At 66.9% G+C, this 20,411-nt stretch carries 16 protein-coding genes and 2 pseudogenes; 5 read left to right on the top strand and 13 right to left on the bottom strand.

What is annotated here, in order from left to right; genetic code table 11:
* Window positions 1-97: 97 nt before the first annotated feature.
* The 6 genes from IE198_RS31360 to IE198_RS31335 all read right to left on the bottom strand — a co-directional run bounded on the left by IE198_RS31360 (window position 98) and on the right by IE198_RS31335 (window position 7,511).
* Window positions 98-1,390 carry an IS256 family transposase gene (locus IE198_RS31360; protein ID WP_189892761.1) on the bottom strand — a complete coding sequence of 431 codons (1,293 nt, stop codon included), beginning with the start codon at window positions 1,388-1,390 and terminating at the stop codon, window positions 98-100.
* Window positions 1,391-1,428: 38 nt separating this feature from the next.
* Entirely contained in the window at window positions 1,429-1,584 is a 156-nt protein-coding gene (locus IE198_RS31355; RefSeq protein WP_189892759.1) for a hypothetical protein, read from the bottom strand.
* A 255-nt stretch (window positions 1,585-1,839) separates the two neighbouring features.
* Entirely contained in the window at window positions 1,840-2,112 is a 273-nt protein-coding gene (locus tag IE198_RS31350) for a hypothetical protein (protein WP_189892757.1), read from the bottom strand.
* A gap of 1,376 nt (window positions 2,113-3,488) precedes the next feature.
* Window positions 3,489-4,172, bottom strand: coding sequence for a response regulator (locus IE198_RS31345; protein WP_189892755.1), 684 nt, complete (start codon window positions 4,170-4,172; stop codon window positions 3,489-3,491).
* The gene (locus tag IE198_RS31340; RefSeq protein ID WP_189892753.1) at window positions 4,160-5,815 is read right to left on the bottom strand and encodes a sensor histidine kinase; all 1,656 of its coding nucleotides are present in this window, start codon (window positions 5,813-5,815) and stop codon (window positions 4,160-4,162) included. The genes IE198_RS31345 and IE198_RS31340 overlap by 13 nt, the downstream gene beginning before the upstream one ends.
* Before the next feature lie 1,174 nt (window positions 5,816-6,989).
* Entirely contained in the window at window positions 6,990-7,511 is a 522-nt protein-coding gene (locus IE198_RS31335) for an endonuclease domain-containing protein (protein WP_189892751.1), read from the bottom strand.
* Window positions 7,512-7,935: 424 nt separating this feature from the next.
* Between IE198_RS31335 and IE198_RS31330 the strand changes: the two genes are divergently transcribed.
* The 3 genes from IE198_RS31330 to IE198_RS31320 all read left to right on the top strand — a co-directional run bounded on the left by IE198_RS31330 (window position 7,936) and on the right by IE198_RS31320 (window position 12,290).
* Entirely contained in the window at window positions 7,936-9,969 is a 2,034-nt protein-coding gene (locus IE198_RS31330; protein ID WP_189892749.1) for a protein kinase domain-containing protein, read from the top strand.
* Between the two features lie 219 nt (window positions 9,970-10,188).
* A complete protein-coding gene (locus tag IE198_RS36445; RefSeq protein WP_308426888.1) occupies window positions 10,189-10,947 on the top strand; it encodes a C40 family peptidase in 759 nt (252 codons plus the stop codon).
* 242 nt (window positions 10,948-11,189) lie between these two features.
* Window positions 11,190-12,290: a hypothetical protein gene (locus IE198_RS31320; RefSeq protein ID WP_189892747.1), complete on the top strand. Its 1,101-nt coding sequence runs from the start codon at window positions 11,190-11,192 to the stop codon at window positions 12,288-12,290.
* A 212-nt stretch (window positions 12,291-12,502) separates the two neighbouring features.
* On the opposite strand, the pseudogene IE198_RS31315 reads toward IE198_RS31320, so the two are convergent.
* From IE198_RS31315 to IE198_RS31295, 5 genes and pseudogenes are all read right to left on the bottom strand, one after another.
* A pseudogene (locus IE198_RS31315) lies at window positions 12,503-13,236 on the bottom strand (transposase); the annotation flags it as partial.
* A gap of 135 nt (window positions 13,237-13,371) precedes the next feature.
* On the bottom strand, window positions 13,372-13,806 hold the full coding sequence (locus IE198_RS31310; protein WP_229834584.1) for a VOC family protein: 435 nt from the start codon (window positions 13,804-13,806) through the stop codon (window positions 13,372-13,374).
* 134 nt (window positions 13,807-13,940) lie between these two features.
* Window positions 13,941-14,603, bottom strand: coding sequence for a response regulator transcription factor (locus tag IE198_RS31305; protein ID WP_189892745.1), 663 nt, complete (start codon window positions 14,601-14,603; stop codon window positions 13,941-13,943).
* The gene (locus tag IE198_RS31300) at window positions 14,591-16,540 is read right to left on the bottom strand and encodes a sensor histidine kinase (protein ID WP_189892742.1); all 1,950 of its coding nucleotides are present in this window, start codon (window positions 16,538-16,540) and stop codon (window positions 14,591-14,593) included. The genes IE198_RS31305 and IE198_RS31300 overlap by 13 nt, the downstream gene beginning before the upstream one ends.
* 442 nt (window positions 16,541-16,982) lie before the next feature.
* Window positions 16,983-17,279 (bottom strand): hypothetical protein, encoded by a 297-nt coding sequence (locus IE198_RS31295; protein WP_189892740.1) that lies wholly within the window; start codon window positions 17,277-17,279, stop codon window positions 16,983-16,985.
* Window positions 17,280-17,681: 402 nt separating this feature from the next.
* On the opposite strand from IE198_RS31295, the gene IE198_RS31290 reads away from it, so the two are divergent.
* The gene (locus tag IE198_RS31290) at window positions 17,682-18,263 is read left to right on the top strand and encodes a hypothetical protein (RefSeq protein ID WP_189892738.1); all 582 of its coding nucleotides are present in this window, start codon (window positions 17,682-17,684) and stop codon (window positions 18,261-18,263) included.
* 26 nt (window positions 18,264-18,289) lie between these two features.
* Here the strand turns inward: IE198_RS31290 and IE198_RS31285 are convergent, their stop codons facing one another.
* A complete protein-coding gene (locus IE198_RS31285; RefSeq protein WP_189892773.1) occupies window positions 18,290-18,457 on the bottom strand; it encodes a hypothetical protein in 168 nt (55 codons plus the stop codon).
* 274 nt (window positions 18,458-18,731) lie between these two features.
* Here IE198_RS31285 and IE198_RS31280 point away from each other — a divergent pair, with 274 nt between their 5' ends.
* Window positions 18,732-19,538: a hypothetical protein gene (locus tag IE198_RS31280; RefSeq protein WP_189892736.1), complete on the top strand. Its 807-nt coding sequence runs from the start codon at window positions 18,732-18,734 to the stop codon at window positions 19,536-19,538.
* A 28-nt stretch (window positions 19,539-19,566) separates the two neighbouring features.
* Here IE198_RS31280 and IE198_RS31275 read toward each other — a convergent pair.
* Window positions 19,567-20,364: pseudogene (locus tag IE198_RS31275) on the bottom strand (IS5 family transposase); the annotation flags it as partial.
* Window positions 20,365-20,411: the final 47 nt, after the last annotated feature.

Genomic DNA, 20,411 nt, shown 5'->3' with positions numbered 1-20,411 from the left:
TGATATCTCGCATACAACGTCAACGACGCCCGTCACCAGCCGTCACCACCGACTACGGAACAGAGCCGAACGATCGGTGTAGCTTAGGTAGTTGAGGTTACTGGCGGGCTGCCGACAGGCGGCCGTCGAAGGTGATGTCGAGGGCATTCAGTGCGGTCTTCCAGCGCATGGTCCAGCGGGCCTGCCCCTTGCCTGTGGGATCGAGGGACATGATCGCCATGTAGACGCACTTCAGGGCGGCCTGCTCGTTGGGGAAGTGTCCGCGGGCCTTGACCGCCCGGCGGATCCGCGCGTTCACCGACTCGATCGCGTTCGTCGTGCAGACGATGCGGCGGATCTCGGTGTCGAACCGCAGGAACGGAGTGAACTCCTCCCAGGCGTTCTCCCACAGTTTCACGATCGCCGGATACTTCCTGCCCCAGGCATCGGCGAACTCAGCGAACCGCTCCAGGGCGGCTTCCTCGGTCGGGGCCGTGTAGACGGGCTGGAGAAGCTTGGCGATCTTGTCCCAGTCCTGACGGGCCGCATAGCGGAAAGAGTTCCGCAGCAGATGCACCACGCAGGTCTGCACGATGGTCCGCGGCCAGACCGTCTCCACTGCCTCGGGCAGGCCCTTGAGCCCGTCGCAGACCAGCATGAGCACGTCGCTGACACCGCGGTTCTTGATCTCGGTAAGGATCTGGAGCCAGTGCTTGGCGCCCTCGCCGCCGTCACCGGCCCACAGCCCGAAAATCTCCCGCCGGCCCTCGACTGTGACGGCCAGGGCCACATATATGGGCCGGTTGGCGACCGCGCCATCGCGGATCTTCACGTGGATTGCGTCGATGAAGACGACCGGATAGACCGGGTCGAGGGGTCGGCTCTGCCATTCGGCCATGCCCTCCAGCACCTTGTCGGTAATGGTGGAGATGGTCTGGCGGGAAACGTCGGCGCCATAGACCTCGGCCAGGTGAGCCTGGACCTCGCCGGTGGTCAGGCCCTTCGCGGCCAGCGAGATGACCATCTCGTCGACACCGGTCAGGCGCTTCTGCCGCTTCTTGACGATCTTCGGCTCGAAGGAGCCGTCGCGGTCGCGAGGCACGGTTATCTCCACCGGGCCGACGTCGGTCAGGACCGTCTTGTAGCGTGTGCCGTTGCGGGAGTTGCCACCGTCCTTGCCCACTGGATCGTGCTCGTCATAGCCGAGGTGATCGGTGATCTCACCTTCCAGGGCGGACTCCAGCAGCCGCTTCGTCAGCTGCTGGAGCAGCCCGCCCTCGCCGGTCAGCTGCAGGCCCTCGGCCTGGGCACGGCCCACCAGCTCGTCGATCAGCTGATCGTCAACGGACTTCGCCGGCGCAGCCTCTGGCGCCTCAACCGTCTTGGGCTCGGTCACGTTCTCAACGGTCATCAGTGCATCTTCCGTGCTCGGGAGTAACACGGAACGATTTACAGTCCCTCGCCCTGGGTGAGTCGGCCGGAATCCTCGCTCATCTGCTTGGCGAGCTTGCGGATCGCGGTGCGGAACTTGTATTGCCCGAGCGCCGTGAGGCCCAGATAGCTGGCCCGTCTACCCTGCCGAGGGAGGTAGAATGACACGGTCATGCCGTCGACGAACGGGTGAGGGCTGGCGCCGGGCACACGGACCTTGAGTCCGTGGCGAGCACAGGGTCCTGGAACCGGCCGCCGAACGGCAGGACGAGCGCCGAGCCGGTCGTGTCCGCCCACGTCTCGGTAGGGGTGGCAAGCTGCTGAGCGGGTAGGCCCAGGTGGTCTTGGCTGCGACGGCATCGCGCCGCGTCAGGGCACTTCGCGCCGTGACCGGCCGAGGCCCCCTGCGGGACCTCGGCCAGACAGCCGCTACCGGACCCGGCTGAGGGCCTTCAGAAGCTCAAGGCCGAACCGCCCACAGACCCGCAGCATGTCGGGACCGTGTTCCTTGGCTGCCTTCGTGATGACAGGCGCCACATGGCGGACAGCCACGGGAGTGACCACTGCTGCCGCCTGGTACACAAAGGCGGCCGGGGCAGAGGGCGCTGAGGGGGCGTAGGAGTTGGCTGGCGCCATGAAGGAGTAGTTGTTGCCTGACGCGATTCCTCTGGCGTCAGGGAGGAACGGGTTCGGCTGGGTCATGAGGTCCTCCTTATTGACAGTTCCTTGAAGCCGAGCGTGACCGGCCATCACTTCTATCTGCCTTCTTCGGCAGGAGCGCTCTTACGTCAGCGCATCAGGGCCCGGGCCGCATCCAGGAGCTTAGGACCGTAGTGGCGGGCTGCCATGACCACTGCGGTCTGTGCAACTGGACGAACGTCGTTGACCATCTGGCCGGTGACCGTCGGCGGGGGCGTCGGCGCGGGGGGCATCTGCCCGGTGTACTGGTAGCTCATCGTGTCCCTCCGGGTTCCGCAAGATAAAGCGGGCTGATTCGATACTCGCTCAGATGCCTCCCGCAGGAATATGGGGGGAAGCCTGCGCCATAGCGGCCTGGAAGCTGGATGCCCCCTGTTCAGGGAGCCGGCCGCCCCAGGCGGATTCCGTGAAGCCGCATGCCTTGCGGCACGGTTATCGCCGACTTCTCAGCATTGGTTCCCGTTGCAGGAGGCGCGCGGCCACAAATCCCGCACGGACGGTCCACCTTGATGGGCGCCAACTCTAGGGACTACACCATTGAGTTGACTGCCTGGCTCGCGCAACGCGGCAGCTGCCTGACGTACTCAGTTGACATAACCATCACTAGAACCGACGGCCGCGCGGGCGCGATACCCCGCCGGTCACCCCTCGCTGAATTCCTGGCGCTTGCCCGTTACGCAAGACGGAGGCCCCCGGAGATCGAAGGATCTCCTGGGGCCTCAATCCGATGGCTACGACGTACACGGTCCCGGGACATAACTGTAGTCATCGAGGAAAAGCAGATTGATGCCAAGGGCTTCCTCGTAACTCACTGACCATGTCGATTTGAACGGCTCACTGCCCTCCACATGAAAGATCATGACATCCCCTTGGGTAACGACATACCCAGAGAAGCCACCCTCTCGGTTCTCCGCAGCAACGCTCCCGTCACCGGAGAAGATGTATGTCCAGTGTCCGCCGGGTGCGTCATTCTGACCACCGCACCAGGAGCCCACAACGCTCTCGGGCACGGAAGGTTCCGGCTCCGGGGGCAATGGGTCCGGATCCGGAACCGGGGTCGTAGGCGCGGTGGTCACCGGATCCGGAACCGGCGGTTCGGGTTTGGTACAGGCCCCCACGACCAGAAGCGCCAGGCATGCCCCCAAGGCACAGAAGAAACGTGAGCCCGTCGCAGATATACGCATGTCTTGCCCCCCGAATCAATGAGGTGAATCGATGGCAGACCCTCCAAAGCGGTCATGTCGACTCACGAGCAAAGCGAACCCGCCGGCTGCCACGGACAGGCGAAGCGGGTTGATTCGAGAGTGACTCACGGCCTCCCACGTGAATATGGGGGGAACCCTGATACATGGCGACTGGGGGTGGGAATTCCCCCGGTTTCACTCCGGGCCCTGATCGATGTGACCCATGATGTCATCGAGGTAAGCGCGCACGATCAAGACGCGGATGTTCATTTGCAATTCCCGCTCCTCTTCCGGCGAGGGCAGCCCGTAAGCTTTCCTGATCGCTGCAATGTGCCTTTCGACTGTCCCTTCAGAAATTAGACGCCGCTCGGCGATTGCTCTGTTCGTGTACCCCCGTGCAATCAGATCCACAACTCTTCTTTGCGTGTCAGTCAACTTCCCGCCACGTGCTGCTAAGCCTTTCAGCTGTGCGTCGATGCAGATTCCGCCAGCATGCACCGTGCGAACGTAATCCAGCAACTGGTCGACGCCCTCCAGTTTGTCCTTGAGTAGGTAACCGACCCGGCCGCCCTGTTGGCCGATATTCATCATTTCCAGCGCGATGCGCAATTCGTCGTGTTTCGACATGGCGAGCAAAGCTATCCTGGGGTACCTCCGACGGATGCTCTTCGCCGCTGTTAGCCCAGCGAACGATCCCTCCCCAGCAACCGAAAAGTCCATGTCCAACAGGATCACATCGGGAGCTAAGCCCTGCTCAAGCCGTGACTTGGTCTCGCTGATCGACCTGGCCTGACTCACCTGAATCCCGTCGCGCTGCCGCAAGCGAGGCGCGAGGAGGTCGTGAAAAAGGGGAGCGTCGTCGGAAATCATAATATGCATGGGAGTTCCGCCTTCACGTGTGTGCCCACGCCGTCTGGGCTATCGATGGTAAATTTCCCCTCAAGTACGTTTACTAGGTGACGCGCCCGCTGACTGCCCACTCCCCGCGGTCCAGCTGAGTTAGCACCCCCGATGCCATCATCGATGACCTCTACTATGAGCCAATTGGGCTGATGCGTGACCTTGACTCGAATTGTTTTGGCCCGTGCGTGGGTTCTGGCGTTGCGTATTGCCTCGCTGATGACCCGGTAAGCGACGTGCTCGACCCGCTTTGGCCAGCGTGTCTCTGGGATCGTCAGATCTTTCGGGGAAAGCCGCAACTTGTCAAAGAGTGAAAGCACGCCAGCTCTCAAACCGTAATCGAGCGCCGGCGGATACAGCTCAAACGCAACCTCCTTGATTTGGTCCTGCAAGCGCTCGGACCTGTCTATGCCCTCTTGAATCAGGCCGACCGCGCTTGTCCCTCCCTGGCGTTGAATGTCACTTATCAGATCATGGAGAACGAACCGAATTCCGATAACCTCGTCTTGCCCGCCGTCGTGAAGCCCACTCTGGAGTTCTTTGCGGTGGTCGATCTCAAGGTCGATCAGCATGTTGCGACTCCTGCGCAGGCGCGCCTGAAGGGCTTCCTTCTCGAGAACGATTCTCGTCACAGCTGCTACCGACTTTAGCTGCCGAGCACCAGACAGCGAGGAATCATGAAAGAGGGCGCCAATTTTTCGACCCTTCCATTCTAAAAATGTCACGGTACGGCCAGGATCTGTAGGAAGTTCGACCGTATCGCCAGCCAAATTTGCATACCGCTGTTCGTCAGGTAGCCACGGGTGAATCTCGATCTTGGGGTCCCCGAGCCACTTGGCGAGGAGCTCTCGGTAACCCTCACTTGCCACCTCCTCGAAATCGGTAAGCTTTTCGAAAGCACTAGCCCGGCCCACCCATTCCCGAAGCGCGTCGACCTGGCTGGCAAGGGGGACAAGAAGTACAGCCGTGGCATATCCGAAGAGCAGCATGTGGTTCAGTCGGGCAGGTGCATGGGTCAGTGCGACAATCAGGAATCCGCTAACGATTACCGCGGCCAGGGTGGCGGAGAACCGGACCGGAATGGCGCTTCTGCGCATCGGTGGACTCTCTGATCGCCAACGGCGAATTAGTAGCACGAGAACGGCACCACAGAGGATCATCCCTGCTAGTGTCCCGACAGTAGCCCACAGTGAATATGTGCCCGCTTTGGGGTCTCCCCAGACCTGCGGCGGAGGCGATTCTTCGATGAAATATCGAGCGCTCTGGCTGACCAGAATAACACTGTAGAGGCTGAAGACAATTACGGTCGTGACAGGATCCCGAAACCGGCCCGAGGGAAAGCTTAAGGTGATCTGCGCCATGACCGCAGCGTTAAAAAAGAATAGACAAAAGCCGACAGCGTAGACGGCCTGGTGTTCGCTGAATTGCAGATCGCCGATATACCACGTCAAGCCGAATGCCACAAGCAGTGCGCCGATACGGCTGAGGCCCGGTCGCCGGAACAGCGTCACGAATCCGGCCACTAGCGCGAGCATGCCAGCACTTTGGATGGGGACCTGCATCCACCATGGCCATGGCGCTTTTCCGACCGAAAGCGACACGGCGTACAGCGCGAAGGCCACGCAGCCCACTGCCACCGCGGCGACGGCCGCTGCGCCAGCGGGACTGTGCGCAGCTGGGCGAGCAGCTGTCTCGTCTTGGCTTGCCGGGGGGCGATTGGGGTACGGCATCCCTCCATCCTCGGCATTCGAAGAGTCCGGCACCAGGTGGGTACCCCCTCGCCTTGTCCTCGACTATCAAGGACTCCCCCCTGTCAGGGTGGCTACGAGCCCACCTCGGCGCCCTGGCCTCCGCCCATCAAATCTCTGTGGCGCTGCCTCCGACGGCAGGACGCGGACCCGGCCGACCGTTCTGGCTCCCAGCGCGCCTTCACCGTGGTCTCTGCGTGGAGTCCGGCTCCCCATGTCCGGGTTCCAGGAATGCCAGGCGCGGGCCCGGTCCGGAGACCTGCGACGCCGCCACCCGGGCCGCCCTGGAGCACCTCGACGGCCAGGCTGCCAAGGTGGTCGCGGATGACCGCCAGCCAACACCCGCAAGGGCTACGTCAGGACCGGGCGAGCTGGATCAAGTCCTGCGCCCAGAGCGGGGTGCCGCCGCTCGCCCTCCCCTCCGATCCTGCCGGGCGGCTGGGCGGGTACAGACCCCGCCGTCGACTCTCACACAGCAGGCGATCCCGGGTGTAGGTCTCACTGGCCGCGTGCCCCGTGGAACGTCGACGCCTCGAGCAACCGGGGCGGACACGGCGTGGGCACAGCCCGCCGGAATCCGAGACGACTATGCCGAAGAAGCAGACCCGCGCCGCGAACTCGCCCGCCGGATCCAGGCTGCGACAGGCCTGCCATACATCCGGTGCCTCAAGATGTACGAGCACTCCGAGGCGACCGGGGCCGCTTCGCCAGCGAACTGCGGGCGGCGGGCCTGATCGAGGCCGCCGACCAACCCCTACCTCCACGACATCGCGCCCACACTCCGCCCCGACGTCATCGCCCACTTCCCCTTCGCATAAGGCGACGCGAGGTTTCCTCGGGCGGGCCGCCGGGGGTCACTCACGGTTCCGGTTCGTCCGCTGGCGTTTGTCTGGGAGCGTGGCCACCAGCGAGGCGCACCACAGCGAAGGCTGATGGGAGTGCGGTCGAGACGGAGGACGGTGCCTCGCTCCCCGGTGGTCAGGACGTTGTCGGTGCGGATGGCGACGCGTGTGAGGTGCTCAGCGGTTCGACATATTGCACGGCCCGGCTACAGCGGCCGGCTAGAGCGCCATGAGCAGAAGCTACCGGCCCGCGCTCGAACGCCTGACAGGTCGCCCCAGGTGCTCACTTTCGCCTCCGGCCGCTGTGCGGGCGGGTCGGCCAGGTAGGCGTTCATGCGTGGCCAGTCGCGCCGGTCGTCCGGCAGGCGTTCGTACCAAGCGACGCCTCGTATGTTGCACGTCTTGCAGAGCAGGCCGCGAACGCAACCGCCGCAGAAACCTGACCTGTTGCAGCAGGCCTGATCGTGATCTATCTGCCAGTAGGAGATGCCCTCCATTCCGCCGTCTCCTGGGTATTCACCGCAGATCGCGCACGAGTCGTCCTGGACGCGCAAGATGGCGTTCACCTTCTGGATCGTGATGCCGTGCCGGCGGGCCTGCCGGTACGCAGGGCCGCACTCGGCACAGTGCCCTTTGGCTCTGCCGGGCTCCTCGAAGTCGATCAGGTCATCACACGCCTCGCACCAGGCTTCTGGACCGAACTCGTCAACAACACGCTTACGCCCCACAGGTGGACACCGTAGCGCCGAGGTATGACACGGCCCCTCACCCTCGTCGTGCCGAGCAACTGCTGTCGACCACCATGACCCGTCAGCCTTCCGTGGCGAGTCCTTCGGCAAGCTGGACCGTCCCACGGTCGTCTTGCCGACACCTCCCTTGTTGTACCTGGGGCTTCTCATTGTCCAAAGCCCGTTCGCCGGACGTCGCTGACCTGCGATGGAGCAGTCCGGATATCCATGGACATCCAGGGAAGCCGGATTGCTGTCCTCAGGTCCGGATTTGCCGCTATTCATATGGCAGCAAGTTCGTGCCCCCGCTGTCGGTGGGCGCGGTGGGGACGACCGCGGCTGGGGATTCGCCCGTGCGCGGGATCGGAGGGCAGTGATGGTGGGGCGTCGGGAACAGCCGTTGGAGCCGGGCGGGGGGCCTGTCATGGAGTTCGCCGCAGCGCTGCGCCAGTTACGGCAGGACGCGGGCAATCCCTCGTACGAGGCGATGTCAAAGCGGGTCGGGTACGGCAGGGCGACTCTGAACGCTGCGGCCCTTGGCCGCAATCTGCCGTCGAAGGACGTGACGCTGGCGTTCGTGGAGGCCTGCAGAGTCAATCAGCAGGCCATGCGGGAGTGGGCGCGGCGCTGGGAGGCCACGAAGGCGCAGCTCGAGCAGGACTTGGAAAAGGAGGCGGCGCGGTCGGGGGCCGAGGAGCGCCCTGCGGCCGGAAGGCGCGCCCGTGCCGGCGAGCGCACGGACGCCGGCAGGGAAGGGACGCGGCACGAGACGCTGCCCCCGCTGGGCGCGAATGACCCCCGTCAGGCGGGCGGTTTCAGGCTGTTGAGTTTCCTCGGGGCGGGGGCGATGGGACGCGTCTACCTGGGGGAGAGCATGGGAGGCCGTCAGGTTGCGATCAAGGTGATCGACGGTGCGCGGGCCGGTGACCCGGAGTTCCGGGCCCGGTTCCGGCAGGAGATCGCCGCAGCTCGCCGGGTGCATGGGATGTTCACCGCAGCGGTGGTGGCGGCCGATCCGGACGCTGAGGACCCGTGGCTGGCCACCGAGTACGTTCCCGGGCCTTCGCTCCAGGAAGTGGTCAGCGAGCAGGGCCCGATGCAGGCGGACACGGTGATCCGGCTGGCCGCCGGGATCGCCGAGGCCCTGGCGGCCATTCACGGCGCCGACGTGGTGCACCGAGACCTGAAGCCGGGCAATGTGCTGCTGGCGACGGACGGGCCGAAGGTCATCGACTTCGGGATCGCCCGCACCCGGGACGCCACCACACTGACCCGTACGCAGATGCTGGTGGGCACTCCGGGCTACGTGGCGCCGGAACGACTCACCAAGGGCAAGGCCGGGCCGGCGTGCGACGTGTTCTCCCTCGGCGCGCTGCTGGCCTTCGCTTCGACGGGCCGCCTGCCGTTCGGTAACGAGCCAGCGGAGATCAGCTTCCGGATCGTGCACGGCGAACCGGACCTGGAAGCGGTGCCGGAAGAGCTGCGAGAACTGGTGGCGTGGTGTCTGGCCAAGAATCCAGACAAACGGCCAAGCCCCCGTCAGGTGATCGACTGGTGCTGCGAGCGTGCCGGACAGCCAGGGCCCGGCTGGCTGCCCGCCCCGCTGACCGACATGATCCGGCGGCGCGCCCGGGAGGCCGCCGAGATCCGTGTGCCCGACCGGGAGACGGACAGGGACCCGTCCCGGCCCCGGCGCCGGATCGCTCCGGTGGTGCTCGCCACGGCGGCGGTGACAGCGGTGGTCCTCCTCGCGGGAGCACTGGTGAATCTGAACCCTGGGAAACCGAACGCAACCCCGTCCATCACAAGCTCCCCCACCGGCGGTTCGACCGCCGACCAGACTGCTGGCCCCCCAGGGGGATCCACGCCCGGCCCGACCGGCAGGGTCACCAGCGGACCGGGCAACAGCGCCCCGGGCGGCACCACCCAGGGCCCGACCGGCGGTACGTCGAGCGTGCCCACGCAGGGCGCAACAAGCGGCGCCACGCCCGGTAAAACTGCTGGCGCCACACAGGGGCCCGGGGACGATGGACTGCCGTCCCCCAGCACCTCGGAGGGTTCCTCCAGGGGACCCACGGCGGGTGTGTCGACCGGCACGGGCGAGGACAACACTCGGCAGGAACCGATCCTGATGGGCAGGTCTGTCTACGTCCAGCCCCGCTCGGACACCGCCGACTGCACCAGGCCCATCACGTTCACCTTCTCGGCGAGCGCCCGGCGCACCGGGACCATCAACTACACCTGGTATCCCGACGAGTTCCTGACTGACCGCGGAGTCCGTCCGCGCACGGGCAGCATGACCTTCACCACCCCCAACACCCAGTACGAGACCTTCGAGGTCCAGCTTCAGGGCACCAAGTCCGGCGACGTGGTGCAGGGCCACATGAGCCTGGAGATCACCTCCCCCCAGCCCGACCGCGGGAGCAACGGCGACCAATTCCACCTGACCTGCTCCTGACGCCTCATCGAGGGCAGGCCCGCGTGCAGCCCATCCCCGGGCCTGCCCCCTAACAGCTCGCCACACCCCTTCGCCCCAGGCGCGCGGCGCACCACGCCGCGGCACGGCCCCGTCATGCCCAAAACCGGCCACCGGCCGCAGCGCACTGCAGCCGAACGCCCCGTCCACGCCCCGCCAGCCCAGACCCTCGCCCCTTGCTTCCACCAAGGAGAAATCCCTATGCGCACCCGAATCCGCGCCGCCACAGCCACCGCCGCAACGGCGAAACTCGCCGCGGTCTTGCTCCTCAGCCTGCTCGCTGCCCTCCTCGGCACGTCCGTGGTGCATCATCTGTCCGCCCCTCGGCCGGCCACGACGAGCGCGGCCCACCAGTCGCAGCCACACGCCCCTCGCCCAGCAGTGTCTGGTTCGGTCGTGCTGCGGCGCGGCGACACTCTCTGGTCACTGGCCCGGCGCCACGGAACCACCGTCGCGGCCCTGCAGAAGACCAACCGCCTCGGCCGCTCCACCCTCATCTACGCCGGACACCGCCTCCACCTCCCGGCCAAGAACACAGCGCGTCGTCCCGGGCATGGGGACATCACCCCCGGGAACACCCGCGACGCCCGCGGAGCTTCCGCCCGCGCCGCGGGCCCGGGCCGTGCTGCCGTGGCCTTCGCCCGGAACCGGCTCGGCATCCCCTACCTCTGGGGTGGCACCGGACGGGGCGGCTACGACTGCTCCGGCCTCGTCCAGGCCGCCTGGCGCTCCGCCGGCGTGACGCTGCCCCGTACCACCTACGCCCAGGTCCACGCCGGTACCCGCATCCGCCGCGCGGACCTGCGCCCGGGAGACCTGGTCTTCACGAACCGGCTCGGCCATGTCCAGCTCTACGCCGGCGGCGGCCGGATTCTCGAGGCCACCCGCCCCGTGGTGCGCTACGCGCCCCTGCCGGCCGCCGGAAACGTCACTGCCTACGTCCGCCCTGTGCGCCGCTGAGGAATGTGCCGCACATGCAGCCGACAACACCTCAACCTCTCCGTGAACCGTTCCGATGCCCCTGCACGGACGCAGCACGAAATTTTCCGGTTCGCCTGTCCACCGAGCGGGGCTGACCTGCACGCCAGAGGTCCGGACGCACAACAAGCCCCGTTTTCCCCGCACATCCCCGCCGGGGCTGCGAGGCGCGGAAGACACCGCGTCGACCGGTGCCGGCGGGCCTATCACCCACAAGGAGAACAATGAGCAAGCTCTGGGCGCGCCTGTGCGCCGTCGTCCTTCCCGCTCCAGCCCGATCCGGCCAGCCACACTCCCGGCGAAACGCACCGGCCGTGATGAGCCGCCGCACGATCCGCGGCCTGGCCGTCGCCCTGTTCCTGGCGATCCTGGCCACCCTCCTGCACAGCGCGCCAGCCCAGGCCGGGCCCATCCGGGTGCCCACCACCCCGCAGATCCGCTGCCACAACGGCTTCATGCCGGACGAGTCCGCCACCCTGCACCTGTCCGGCGGGCGGGGCACCACCTTCCCCACGAACAGCCGGGGCCTGCGCCCCGGCGACGTCGTCCGCATCGTCCCACGCCTGCATGAGGAGGTATCCACCAGCGGCTTCTGGTGGCAGCACGCCGACGGCTCCAACTGGGTCACACCCGCCGGCGCCGATCCCCGGCAGCCCGCAAGCGCCAGCTATCCCGCGCCCGGCCTGAACAAGTACAGCCTGGTGGCCGGCCTGACCGGCGCCCGGCCCTTCGAGGTCCTCAGCCGTCCCGGCTGCCGCGAGATCGGCATCTCCGGGAAACTGGACCTGCGGATCAACGACGACTGGGACTGGGACAACTTCGGCCACTGGAACGTCGACGTCCAGCTCTACCGCAATCCTTTGCAGGACGGCGGATTCGAGGGACAGCGGACCTCCACCGTCTCCCAGCCCTGGAACGTGGAAGGCCCCGACGCCAAGGTCATCTCCACCAACCACAGCGGGGCCAACTCCGGCAGCAAATCCGCGATCCTCAGCTCGCCCGGCACCCGCGTGTGGAACGGACTGTCCCAGCCCATCCACGTACGCCCCCACACCGACTACATGATCACCGGGTTCTTCAGCACCTCGAGCAACGTCAACACGGCGTTCTTCGGAGTCCGCCTGCCCGGCGTCCGGTCGCCCATCGAGCGCCATTTCGGCCCCGCACCCACCTCGTGCCCGCCGACCACACCCCTGTGCTACGAGCAGATCAGCGTCCGCTTCAATTCCGGCGACCACACCACCCTCACCGCCTTCGCCGGCTTCTGGGGAGTCGGAGCACCAGCACACATGGCCATCGACGACATCAAAGTCCTCTCCAGCTGAGACCGGCTCCGTCAGGCCGCAGTTACATCACCCCTCCGCACCACTCCCAGCCCCGGACGCTGCCGGCGCCCCACCCCGGCAGCGTCCGGCCCGAGTAAGACAAAACCCCGACTCATTGCTGGGGGTCTCCTTCAGGTGTCGGGACGCACGCGGCTGTCGAACGAACTGCGGGACGAGGCCTTGGCCTTGTCCCCGCAGGGCTGCAGAACGTCGCCGTAGCGGTCGGTGACCTGCACCGTCTCCGCGTCGGGCTCGCCCCAGGTATCGGGCCTGGTGAAGCGGAACTCCTGGCCGTGCTTCGGTGTTCGCCCGCCCTGGGGATAGGACAGGGCGTACTCCTTGAGCGAGGGTGCCGGCCCTCGCATGACACGGTCCGCACGCATCCGCCCCAGCACCTCGACGGGCAGTCCGTCGAGGAGGTAGGCCATGCGCGGAGCGTCGTAGCCGGCGTCGAAGACGACCAGGATGTCCGGGTCGCCGTCCTCCCACTGGCCGTGGCCGATCTCTCCAGCGCGGCGACGAACGAGTACGGCCAGCCGGGAATGAACTGGTCACTGGACCGTCCCGAGGGTCCGTATACGTGGCAGAACAGACGGTCCGGACTGGTCGGCGCGTCCGGACGCAGCCACGGCGAGACATCGACCGCCAGGACCAGGCGCCCGTCGGCGGCCTTGGGCTGCGGCAGCACGGCCAGCGCCTTCCGCAGCCTGTCCACGTCGATGCAGCCCTGGTTGAGCGCGTCGTACAACGCGCCGTGCCCACGCCGGTGCTCGGCCAGCAGCGTCAGGTCGACCGGCGAGGTCACCGGCCCGTTCTCGCAGAGCATCGCGTCCGTGACTTCGAACAACGCGTCACCGCGCCGGGTCAGGCATCCGTAGAAGTCCTCCCGAAAGTGGCACGTGAAGTCGAGTGCCTCGTGCCAGGCATCGTGGTGCAGCAGACTCACCCCTGCGGCCTTCGTATGAGTGCGGTCCTGTGACGGAACGCATGCTCATGCGGGGGCCGTCCGCCTGTCCGGCGAAAGCTCGTCTGAGTGATCAAGTTCGAGACACCGTTCGATGCTGCACCGCGTGACGAGAGCTCAGCTTCTGGAGGCCTCGTCGATGGCGGTCATTGGCCTCCCACCCGGATGCCACCCGTTGAGGAAGCCGGACTGCCTGCCGCCGTCAACGAGTTCTATCCGTGCACCGATGCTGTCCATTTGGTGATAGGCGAACGGCCGGCCATAGGGACAGCCGGAGAAGTCCACGGGCATGCCGCCTTCTTCCAGACGCTGGGAACCTTGTCGCACATCGCTGGTCCAGAAGCCGATGTGATCGAATCTGGCTCCCCTGGACGCGTCCCAGGGACTGCCTGGCGGCCCTTCAATGAGTTCGATGAAGGGCGGCCCGCCTGCGGTGAAGACGATGCGGTAGTCCCACTCACCGAGCCGGTCGGACACAGGGGCACTCCACTCAACCCCGGCCGCACGTTGAAAATCCTGCATGGCCTGCTCGATGTCCGGGACCACAAACACAGAAGGCAGTCATTCACCCATGATCGAGCACGCCACCCCAGACGCCCAGAGGTTAAAAGACAAGCTGAGTGTGTGTTTCCAATCCCTGGTGTCGGCGTGTTGGTGCGGGCGTTCGCGGGACGACATTGCACTGCTCAATCGACCTGATCGTCGCGTCGACGACCCCGTGCTCTGAGGTACGCGAGGACCGCAAGAACGCGGCGGTTGTGTTCCTTGCTCGTCGTGAGATCCAATTTCGTCATGACCGAGGCGACGTGGCTCTCGACGGTGCGTTCGGCCAGCCACAGGCGGCGGGCGATGCCGACGTTCGTGTGGCCTTCGGCCACCTGGGCCAGCACTTCCAGCTCGCGGGCGCTGAGCTTGGCGAGCGGGTCGCGGTGGGTGCTGATCATCCGTGATACCACGTACGGGTCGAGGGCGGAGCCGCCGGCGGCGACACGGACGATCGCCTCCAGGAAGTCGTCAACGTCCAGGACCCGGTCCTTGAGGAGGTAACCGAAGCCGCCCCGGGAGACCAGTTCCACGGCGTTGCGCGTCTCGATGTGCTGAGAGAGCAGCACGATGCCGAGTTCCGGCTGCGCCGCCCGGATCCGCCGTGCGGCACGCGCGCCGTCGTCCGTGAGGTCCGGCGGCATCCGGATGTCGATGACCGCCAGGTCCGGGCCGGTCGCGGCCACGGCCATCTCAAGCGCCGGCGCATCGCCGGCCCGCGCGACGACCTCGTGCCCGGCGTCCGCGAGCAGCCGCGCCAGCCCCTCCCGGAACAGCACCGAGTCCTCACCAATCACGACACGCACGGCAGCACCGCCTCCACAGTCGTACCTCCGCCGGGCGTACTGGTGACCTGCAACCGGCCGCCGAGCGCGGCAACGCGGTCTAATAGGCCCGACAGCCCCGATCCCTTCACCGGGTCCACGCCACCACGCCCGTCGTCCCGGACAGTGACGATCAGCCTCTCGTCCTCCTCGTCGACAACGATCCCGATGCTCGTGGCCTCGGCATGCTTGACCGCGTTGGTCACGGCTTCGCTGGCCACGAAATACGCCGTGGTGGCTACGTCGTCAGGAAGTGAGTGCCCGTTGAGCCGCCAGTCGAGCCGTACCGGGCCCCGTAGGGTGAGTGCCTCCAGGGCCGGACCGAGGCCGTCGTCGAGCGAGCTGGGCCGCAGCCCGTGGGCCAGTTCCCGCAGTTCGGCGACGGCCGTCCCCAGTTCGGCCACCGCCTGGTCCAGGACGCCGTCGACGTCGACGGCCCCCTCGCCCAGGTGCCGCTGCGCGAGCCGCAGCGCCATGCCGAGACTGACCAGCCGCGACTGGGCTCCGTCGTGCAGGTCCCGTTCCAGGCGCCGCCGCTCCCGGTAACCCGTCTTCAGCAGCCGGCTGCGGCTGGCTTCCACCTCGGTGAGCGCCTGGCGCAGTTCGAGCCGCAGCCGCACGGTCTCCACCAGCAGCACGCAGGCAGCTGCGACCTCGCGCGGGCAGGGCCCGTCGATCACCCCGATGGGCCGCCCGGCCAGCCGCACCTCGGTTCCGCGTCGGACAGGGACGCCGGCGGTGTCGTGGAATTCCGTACCGCCCGGCAGCAGGAACCCCACACGGACCCCCGGCTCGGCCAGCGCTTCCCGCAGCACTTCCTCCAGCTGCTCCGGCTGGCCCAGTCCTTCGTGGACCTGTCGCTCCAGCGTCGCCACGGCCGCCAGGGCCCGCTCCCGCACCGGGTAGAGGTGCCGGTCGACCCATCGCCGTACCCGGTTCTTCACCGGTACGAGAAGGGCGGCCACCAGTGCGGTCGCCGCGGCCGCCGTCACCGCACTGCCCTGTCCCAGCGCCAGACCGCCTGCAAAGGAAGCGGCACTGTAGATGGCGAGCAGCCCGGCGGTCACCAGACCCCACGTCACGACCGCGCTGGTGGCGCGGTCCACGTCGTACAGGTCGTGGCGCAGGATCGCCAGGGCGGTCAGCGCCGGCACGCCTGCGCAGAGTGAGAGAAGGCCCGGCACGATCAGGATGCCCACCGTGCCGAACAGCAGGTAGTCCGCCCAGCACAGCAGCAGCGTGCCGGGCAGCGCGAGGGCGCCGAGCGCGAACCACTTCAGCTGCGCCCGCTCGACTTCGTCTCCCGCGCGGTACCGGCGGCGCATCACCAGCACCGAACAGACGAGCAGTGCCATGAACGTCCCCAGGAGCGGGATCATGAAGATCCAGATCACCGCCGCGGGCAGCGTGGGCAGCGGATGCCCGTACTCCTCGAACGGCGGCTCGTACGGGCTCGGGTCCACGGCGGCCGTGGCCATGAAGGCGACCATGCACACCAGCACCCCGTACAGCACGAAGCGCGGGAAGCGGCCCGGTGGCAGCTGCCCGGTGGGAAAGAACAGCATCAGCAGCAGAACCGGCACGTACCAGAGCATCCACGCACCCATGGCGAGTTGGTGGACCGCCTCGGCGCCCGGCAACGGCCGCGACAGGTTCGCGTAGGAATAGGTGTCGAAGAGCACCAGCAGGGGCGGCGCGAGCCCGACGAGGCCGAGCAGTGGGCCGACCGGGTTGGCGGGACGTCTGTGCGAGACGAACAGGCTGAGCCAGCCCGAGAACGCGCCGGCGGCTAAGGGCGTCAACAGGGCGAACAGCTCATCGGCCGGGACCTCTGTGAGAGGGACGAGGGCACAGGCCGCCGCGATCGTCACGGCGGTGAGCAGCGCGACCGACAGGGATATGCGACGGGGCCAGGGCATGGACCAAGCGTAGGGGCGCATGGGGCCTTTCCGTATCCGTACTATCACGGAGGGTGGTGTCAAGCGACTGGGCGCGGGCGGGGCAGCTGACGCCGGGATGCGCCCTGCAGTGCTTCCAATCCCGGTGAGGGCCTCTAACGTCTGCTTCAGGCCGCAAGGCAGCGGTCGAAACGTGCCAACGTGTCCCGCCGGCCGGGCCAGCGTTCCTCTGCGGGAACGTGGCCCAGCCGACGTGTTTCAGAGGCTTGTGTGCCTGGGCTCCTGCTCCATGGCCGTCTCTCTTCCGTTTGAACGGCTCACGCGCGGCAGGAGCCCTGAAAGAGCGTCACTCCTGGCGCCGACCCAGAACCAGCCCCGCCACTGCCGAGCAGAGCCGGTGCTGGCAGGCACGAGACGAAACCGCACCCGCCGGGCCACCCTCCGCATCAGCCGACAACGCGACCTACCAGCCCGGGATGGCGCTCATGTCGCCCGTGACCACGGCGTACGCGATGACGAGCCACACGACGAACACCACCGCGCCGACGAGCCCGGACAGCAACCCCCCGCCCGAGAACTCCCCGTGGTGGGGGCCGGGCTGCCGGCCTCGCAGGGTTTCGTCCATCGCGTTCCGGTGCGTACGGCCGGCCTCGTTGCCCATTCGCATCCCGCTCATGGCGGACTGCTGCGCCTGCTGAGTCATCCGCTGCGCGTTCATGGCGTCCTGCTGCGACTGCTGCGCCATCTGCCAGGGTTCCATTGGTGTCACTTTCGAGAGGTCCGCTGATTCCCACTCGAGACTGCTGCACGACCGGGCAACACCGGCAGCGAGGAAAGCACGGCCATTCTCCCCGTGCTGACACGGATGTCCTCCCACACGCCGGTTGGGCACCCTGTGGCCAGGAGGCAGGAGCGGAGCAACGCGTTGGCTGGCTCTGTTCGTCAGGGCCAGCGCCTGTCTGCCGAAGCGACCGTGTCGCACCGATGCAGGCGGGGAGCGTCCAGACGCGCTCGGGCTACGCTCCGTCACCCTGAGCAACAAAGGCTGTTGGGCCTGTTGGGGCCAACGGGCCCAACGTCAGCTTCGGACGCCACCGTCGCGAGTCGTGCTGGCCCGTCCGGGCCCGGATCCGGACTCCCCGCTCACCCGGAAGGAACCGTCGTGAAGAACTTCCTGGCCTTTCTCGCGGCCTTGCTACTCGCCATCCTCGCCTTCACCGCCGTGCGAAACGGCACCCTCGCCCTGCCGTGGCAGGACTCGGGTGCCGGTTCGGGCTCCGTCGACGGCCGCGGCGGAAGCGGCGGCGGCTCGGGGTCGGCCTCCGGGTCCGGCACTACCGGATCGGGCAACGCCAGTTCGGGGAACAGCGGCAACAGCGGTTCCGGGAAGGGCGGTTATGCCGGCGGCGGCATCACCCCCAAGCCGGGCAAGAGCAGCAGCAGCCCCAAGCCCCCGGTCGGCCCTGCCCGGCTCGTTCCTGACGGACTGCCGTGCAGCAACGGGGCGAGCTGCGGCGTGTATGGCAGCGGGTTCGAGCCCGGCGAGCTGGTCGACCTGTACTACACCTGGCCCGACAGCCGCGGTGAGGCTAAGCAGGGTCCCAGGCGGGCGGATGACGGCGGCAGGATCGATTGGAGCGTCCTGCACGCCATCAAGAATGGCGGCACGGTCCATGTCCGGGCAGTCGGTCGGACCTCCGGGCTCACCGCCAGTACCAGCTACCACGACTCCGGCCCCTACTGACTTGCCACCGCCTGATCGGCGTCTTCCTACGAGAGGTCAAGCGCGTCGTCGACGGCCCGGGTCGTCAGGTAGACGGTGGTGGCCAGCAGCATCGCCAGCCGGCGGGAATCACCGTGACGGCGCAGCAGCGACGCCTTGCCGTCCACGCCGTACCGGGACAGCTCCGCCAGCCGCCGCGGCGGAATCGCCGACACGTCTTGCCGCCGGTTAGTACCTGTTTCTGATGCTGCCATGACAATCGAGGGAAAGTGCCCTCAGGCTGCTGTCGGTGTGTGATTGCTGGGACACTCGCCTGGTAATGGAAGGAACGCAGATCGCGCCGGTGCGTTGCTCTCTGAGCTGTCGGTTCTTCTTGGTCGGCAACACATATGCCGCCGCGGTCTCGTAGGAGGAACTCCGCCCCCGCAACTGTCATGAGGATGCGTCCGAGCAGGTCCGTTGTCAGAGCAGTGCGCTTCACTGTCCGCCATGAAGCTCACGCAGACGACCGTCAACGATTTGCTGGCTCAGCTCGGCTCGGCAGACGGCTACATGTACCTGCCCGGCGATCTGGACCTGCAAGCTCTGACCGACCTTCTCGCCAGCAGGTACGGAACCCCTCGCACCCTCGTCCTTGACGGCTTCGCCGATCCGACGGTCGATGATTCCAGCGGCGCGTCTCTCCTCGTCCCTTTTAAGGATCGGGCGGTGAAGATACGGGCGTGGGCGTACGGGAATCAGTGGGTCGGAACGGGTACGGCGCGAGACGACGAGGGCGTCGTGCGGCCGGTGCTGGTGGTCGCTCAGAGGCAGGTGCCCGAACCTTTGCCGGTCGCCCCGGACGAGTGCGAGGACGTCGACTGGGTGGATCGGCTCATACGGATCACCGGCTGGACGCAGCCCGCCCAGCGGCCGGACATGCACTGGGCGGAAGTGGAGTCGCGCCTGGGCACCGAGCTCCCGACCGACTACAAGCGCATGGTCGAAACATTCGGCGAGGGCGCCTTTGACGCATGGCTGAATCTGAACCAGGAGCCGTGGACGGGGCTCAGGGAGGACGGGCTGCTCATCTGGGCGGGCACGGAGCACAAGGACTTGTACTGCTGGCGGGTTGCCGGCAACGACCCCGACCGTTGGCCCGTCGTTGTCCGGTCCTACGATCTCGAGGTTGATCTCCCCTTCGACTACCAGGCCGCCCAGTTTGTGTGTCGCATCCTCGTCGACCCGCACCACCCATTCACGATGGCCCGCTATTTCGACACGCACTGGTTCATGAACTACGAGGAAAGCGACTGAGTACCTGTTCCTATCAGGCTCTTCTTTTCCGGGTGAGACGCCTGGTCATGAGGGTGATCGCCGCCCACGTGATCAAGGTTTCGGAGTGCTGGACGAGTCGTTCGTAGTCTCGCGCATGGCGGCGGGCGTGCATCATCCAGGCCCAGGTTCGTTCCACGACCCAGCGGCGGGGCAGCACGATGAATCCGGAGGCGTCCTTGGGACGGCTCACGGTTTTGATCGTGAGGCTGAGGTACTTCTTTGCCCAGGTCACGAGCTTTCCGGCGTAGGCGGAGTCGGCCCAGACGATGGTGATCTCGGGGTGCATCAGGCGGAGGCGGAAGAGGAGTTCCTTGGCGGCGTCGCGGTCGGTGAGCGAGGCCGGGGTGACCATGACCAGCAGGGGAAGGCCGCGGGTGTCGACCACGAGGTGTCGTTTACGGCCGTTGATCTTTTTGCCCGCGTCGTAGCCGCGTGAGTCCTTGCCGACGGTTTCGGCGGCCCTGACGCTCTGGGAGTCGATCACGGTCGCGACCGCCCGGGTTCCTTTGCCCATCTCGCGGCGGATCCGGCCTGAGAGGTGGTCGCGGATCTGTCCGATCACGCCGGCGGCGGCCCAGCGGGCCATGAAGCCCCAAACTGTGCGCCAGGGCGGGTAATCCGCAGGCAGGGCCCGCCATTTGCAGCCGGTGTCCACGACGTATCGGATCGCGTCGACGATCTCGCGGCGGGGGTGCTTCTCCGGCCGGCCCCCGGTTCGGGTCTCGCAGGCCGGCTCGGGCAACAGCGGTTCAATCAGGGCCCATTCGGCATGGGTGGTGTCGGAGGGATAGCGGCGCTGGCGCATGGCGGCGGCCCTTCCCTCCGTGCATTGGCGAGCGGTCCGCCCGGCCT

Source organism: Streptomyces xantholiticus (assembly GCF_014651015.1).
Lineage (GTDB): Bacteria > Actinomycetota > Actinomycetes > Streptomycetales > Streptomycetaceae > Streptomyces > Streptomyces xantholiticus.
Note: the sequence above shows the minus strand (reverse complement) of the source record. Positions and strands in the feature narration are given on the sequence as shown.

What these genes read in the sequence shown, in the direction of transcription:
- IE198_RS31345 (WP_189892755.1), bottom strand. Translation starts at nt 4,172, where the DNA reads ATGCATATTATGATTTCCGACGACGCTCCCCTTTTTCACGACCTCCTC.
- IE198_RS31360 (WP_189892761.1), bottom strand. Translation starts at nt 1,390, where the DNA reads ATGACCGTTGAGAACGTGACCGAGCCCAAGACGGTTGAGGCGCCAGAG.
- IE198_RS31350 (WP_189892757.1), bottom strand. Translation starts at nt 2,112, where the DNA reads ATGACCCAGCCGAACCCGTTCCTCCCTGACGCCAGAGGAATCGCGTCA.
- IE198_RS31330 (WP_189892749.1), top strand. Translation starts at nt 7,936, where the DNA reads ATGGAGTTCGCCGCAGCGCTGCGCCAGTTACGGCAGGACGCGGGCAAT.
- IE198_RS31320 (WP_189892747.1), top strand. Translation starts at nt 11,190, where the DNA reads ATGAGCAAGCTCTGGGCGCGCCTGTGCGCCGTCGTCCTTCCCGCTCCA.
- IE198_RS31300 (WP_189892742.1), bottom strand. Translation starts at nt 16,540, where the DNA reads ATGCCCTGGCCCCGTCGCATATCCCTGTCGGTCGCGCTGCTCACCGCC.
- IE198_RS36445 (WP_308426888.1), top strand. Translation starts at nt 10,189, where the DNA reads ATGCGCACCCGAATCCGCGCCGCCACAGCCACCGCCGCAACGGCGAAA.
- IE198_RS31355 (WP_189892759.1), bottom strand. Translation starts at nt 1,584, where the DNA reads ATGACCGTGTCATTCTACCTCCCTCGGCAGGGTAGACGGGCCAGCTAT.
- IE198_RS31280 (WP_189892736.1), top strand. Translation starts at nt 18,732, where the DNA reads ATGAAGCTCACGCAGACGACCGTCAACGATTTGCTGGCTCAGCTCGGC.
- IE198_RS31295 (WP_189892740.1), bottom strand. Translation starts at nt 17,279, where the DNA reads ATGGAACCCTGGCAGATGGCGCAGCAGTCGCAGCAGGACGCCATGAAC.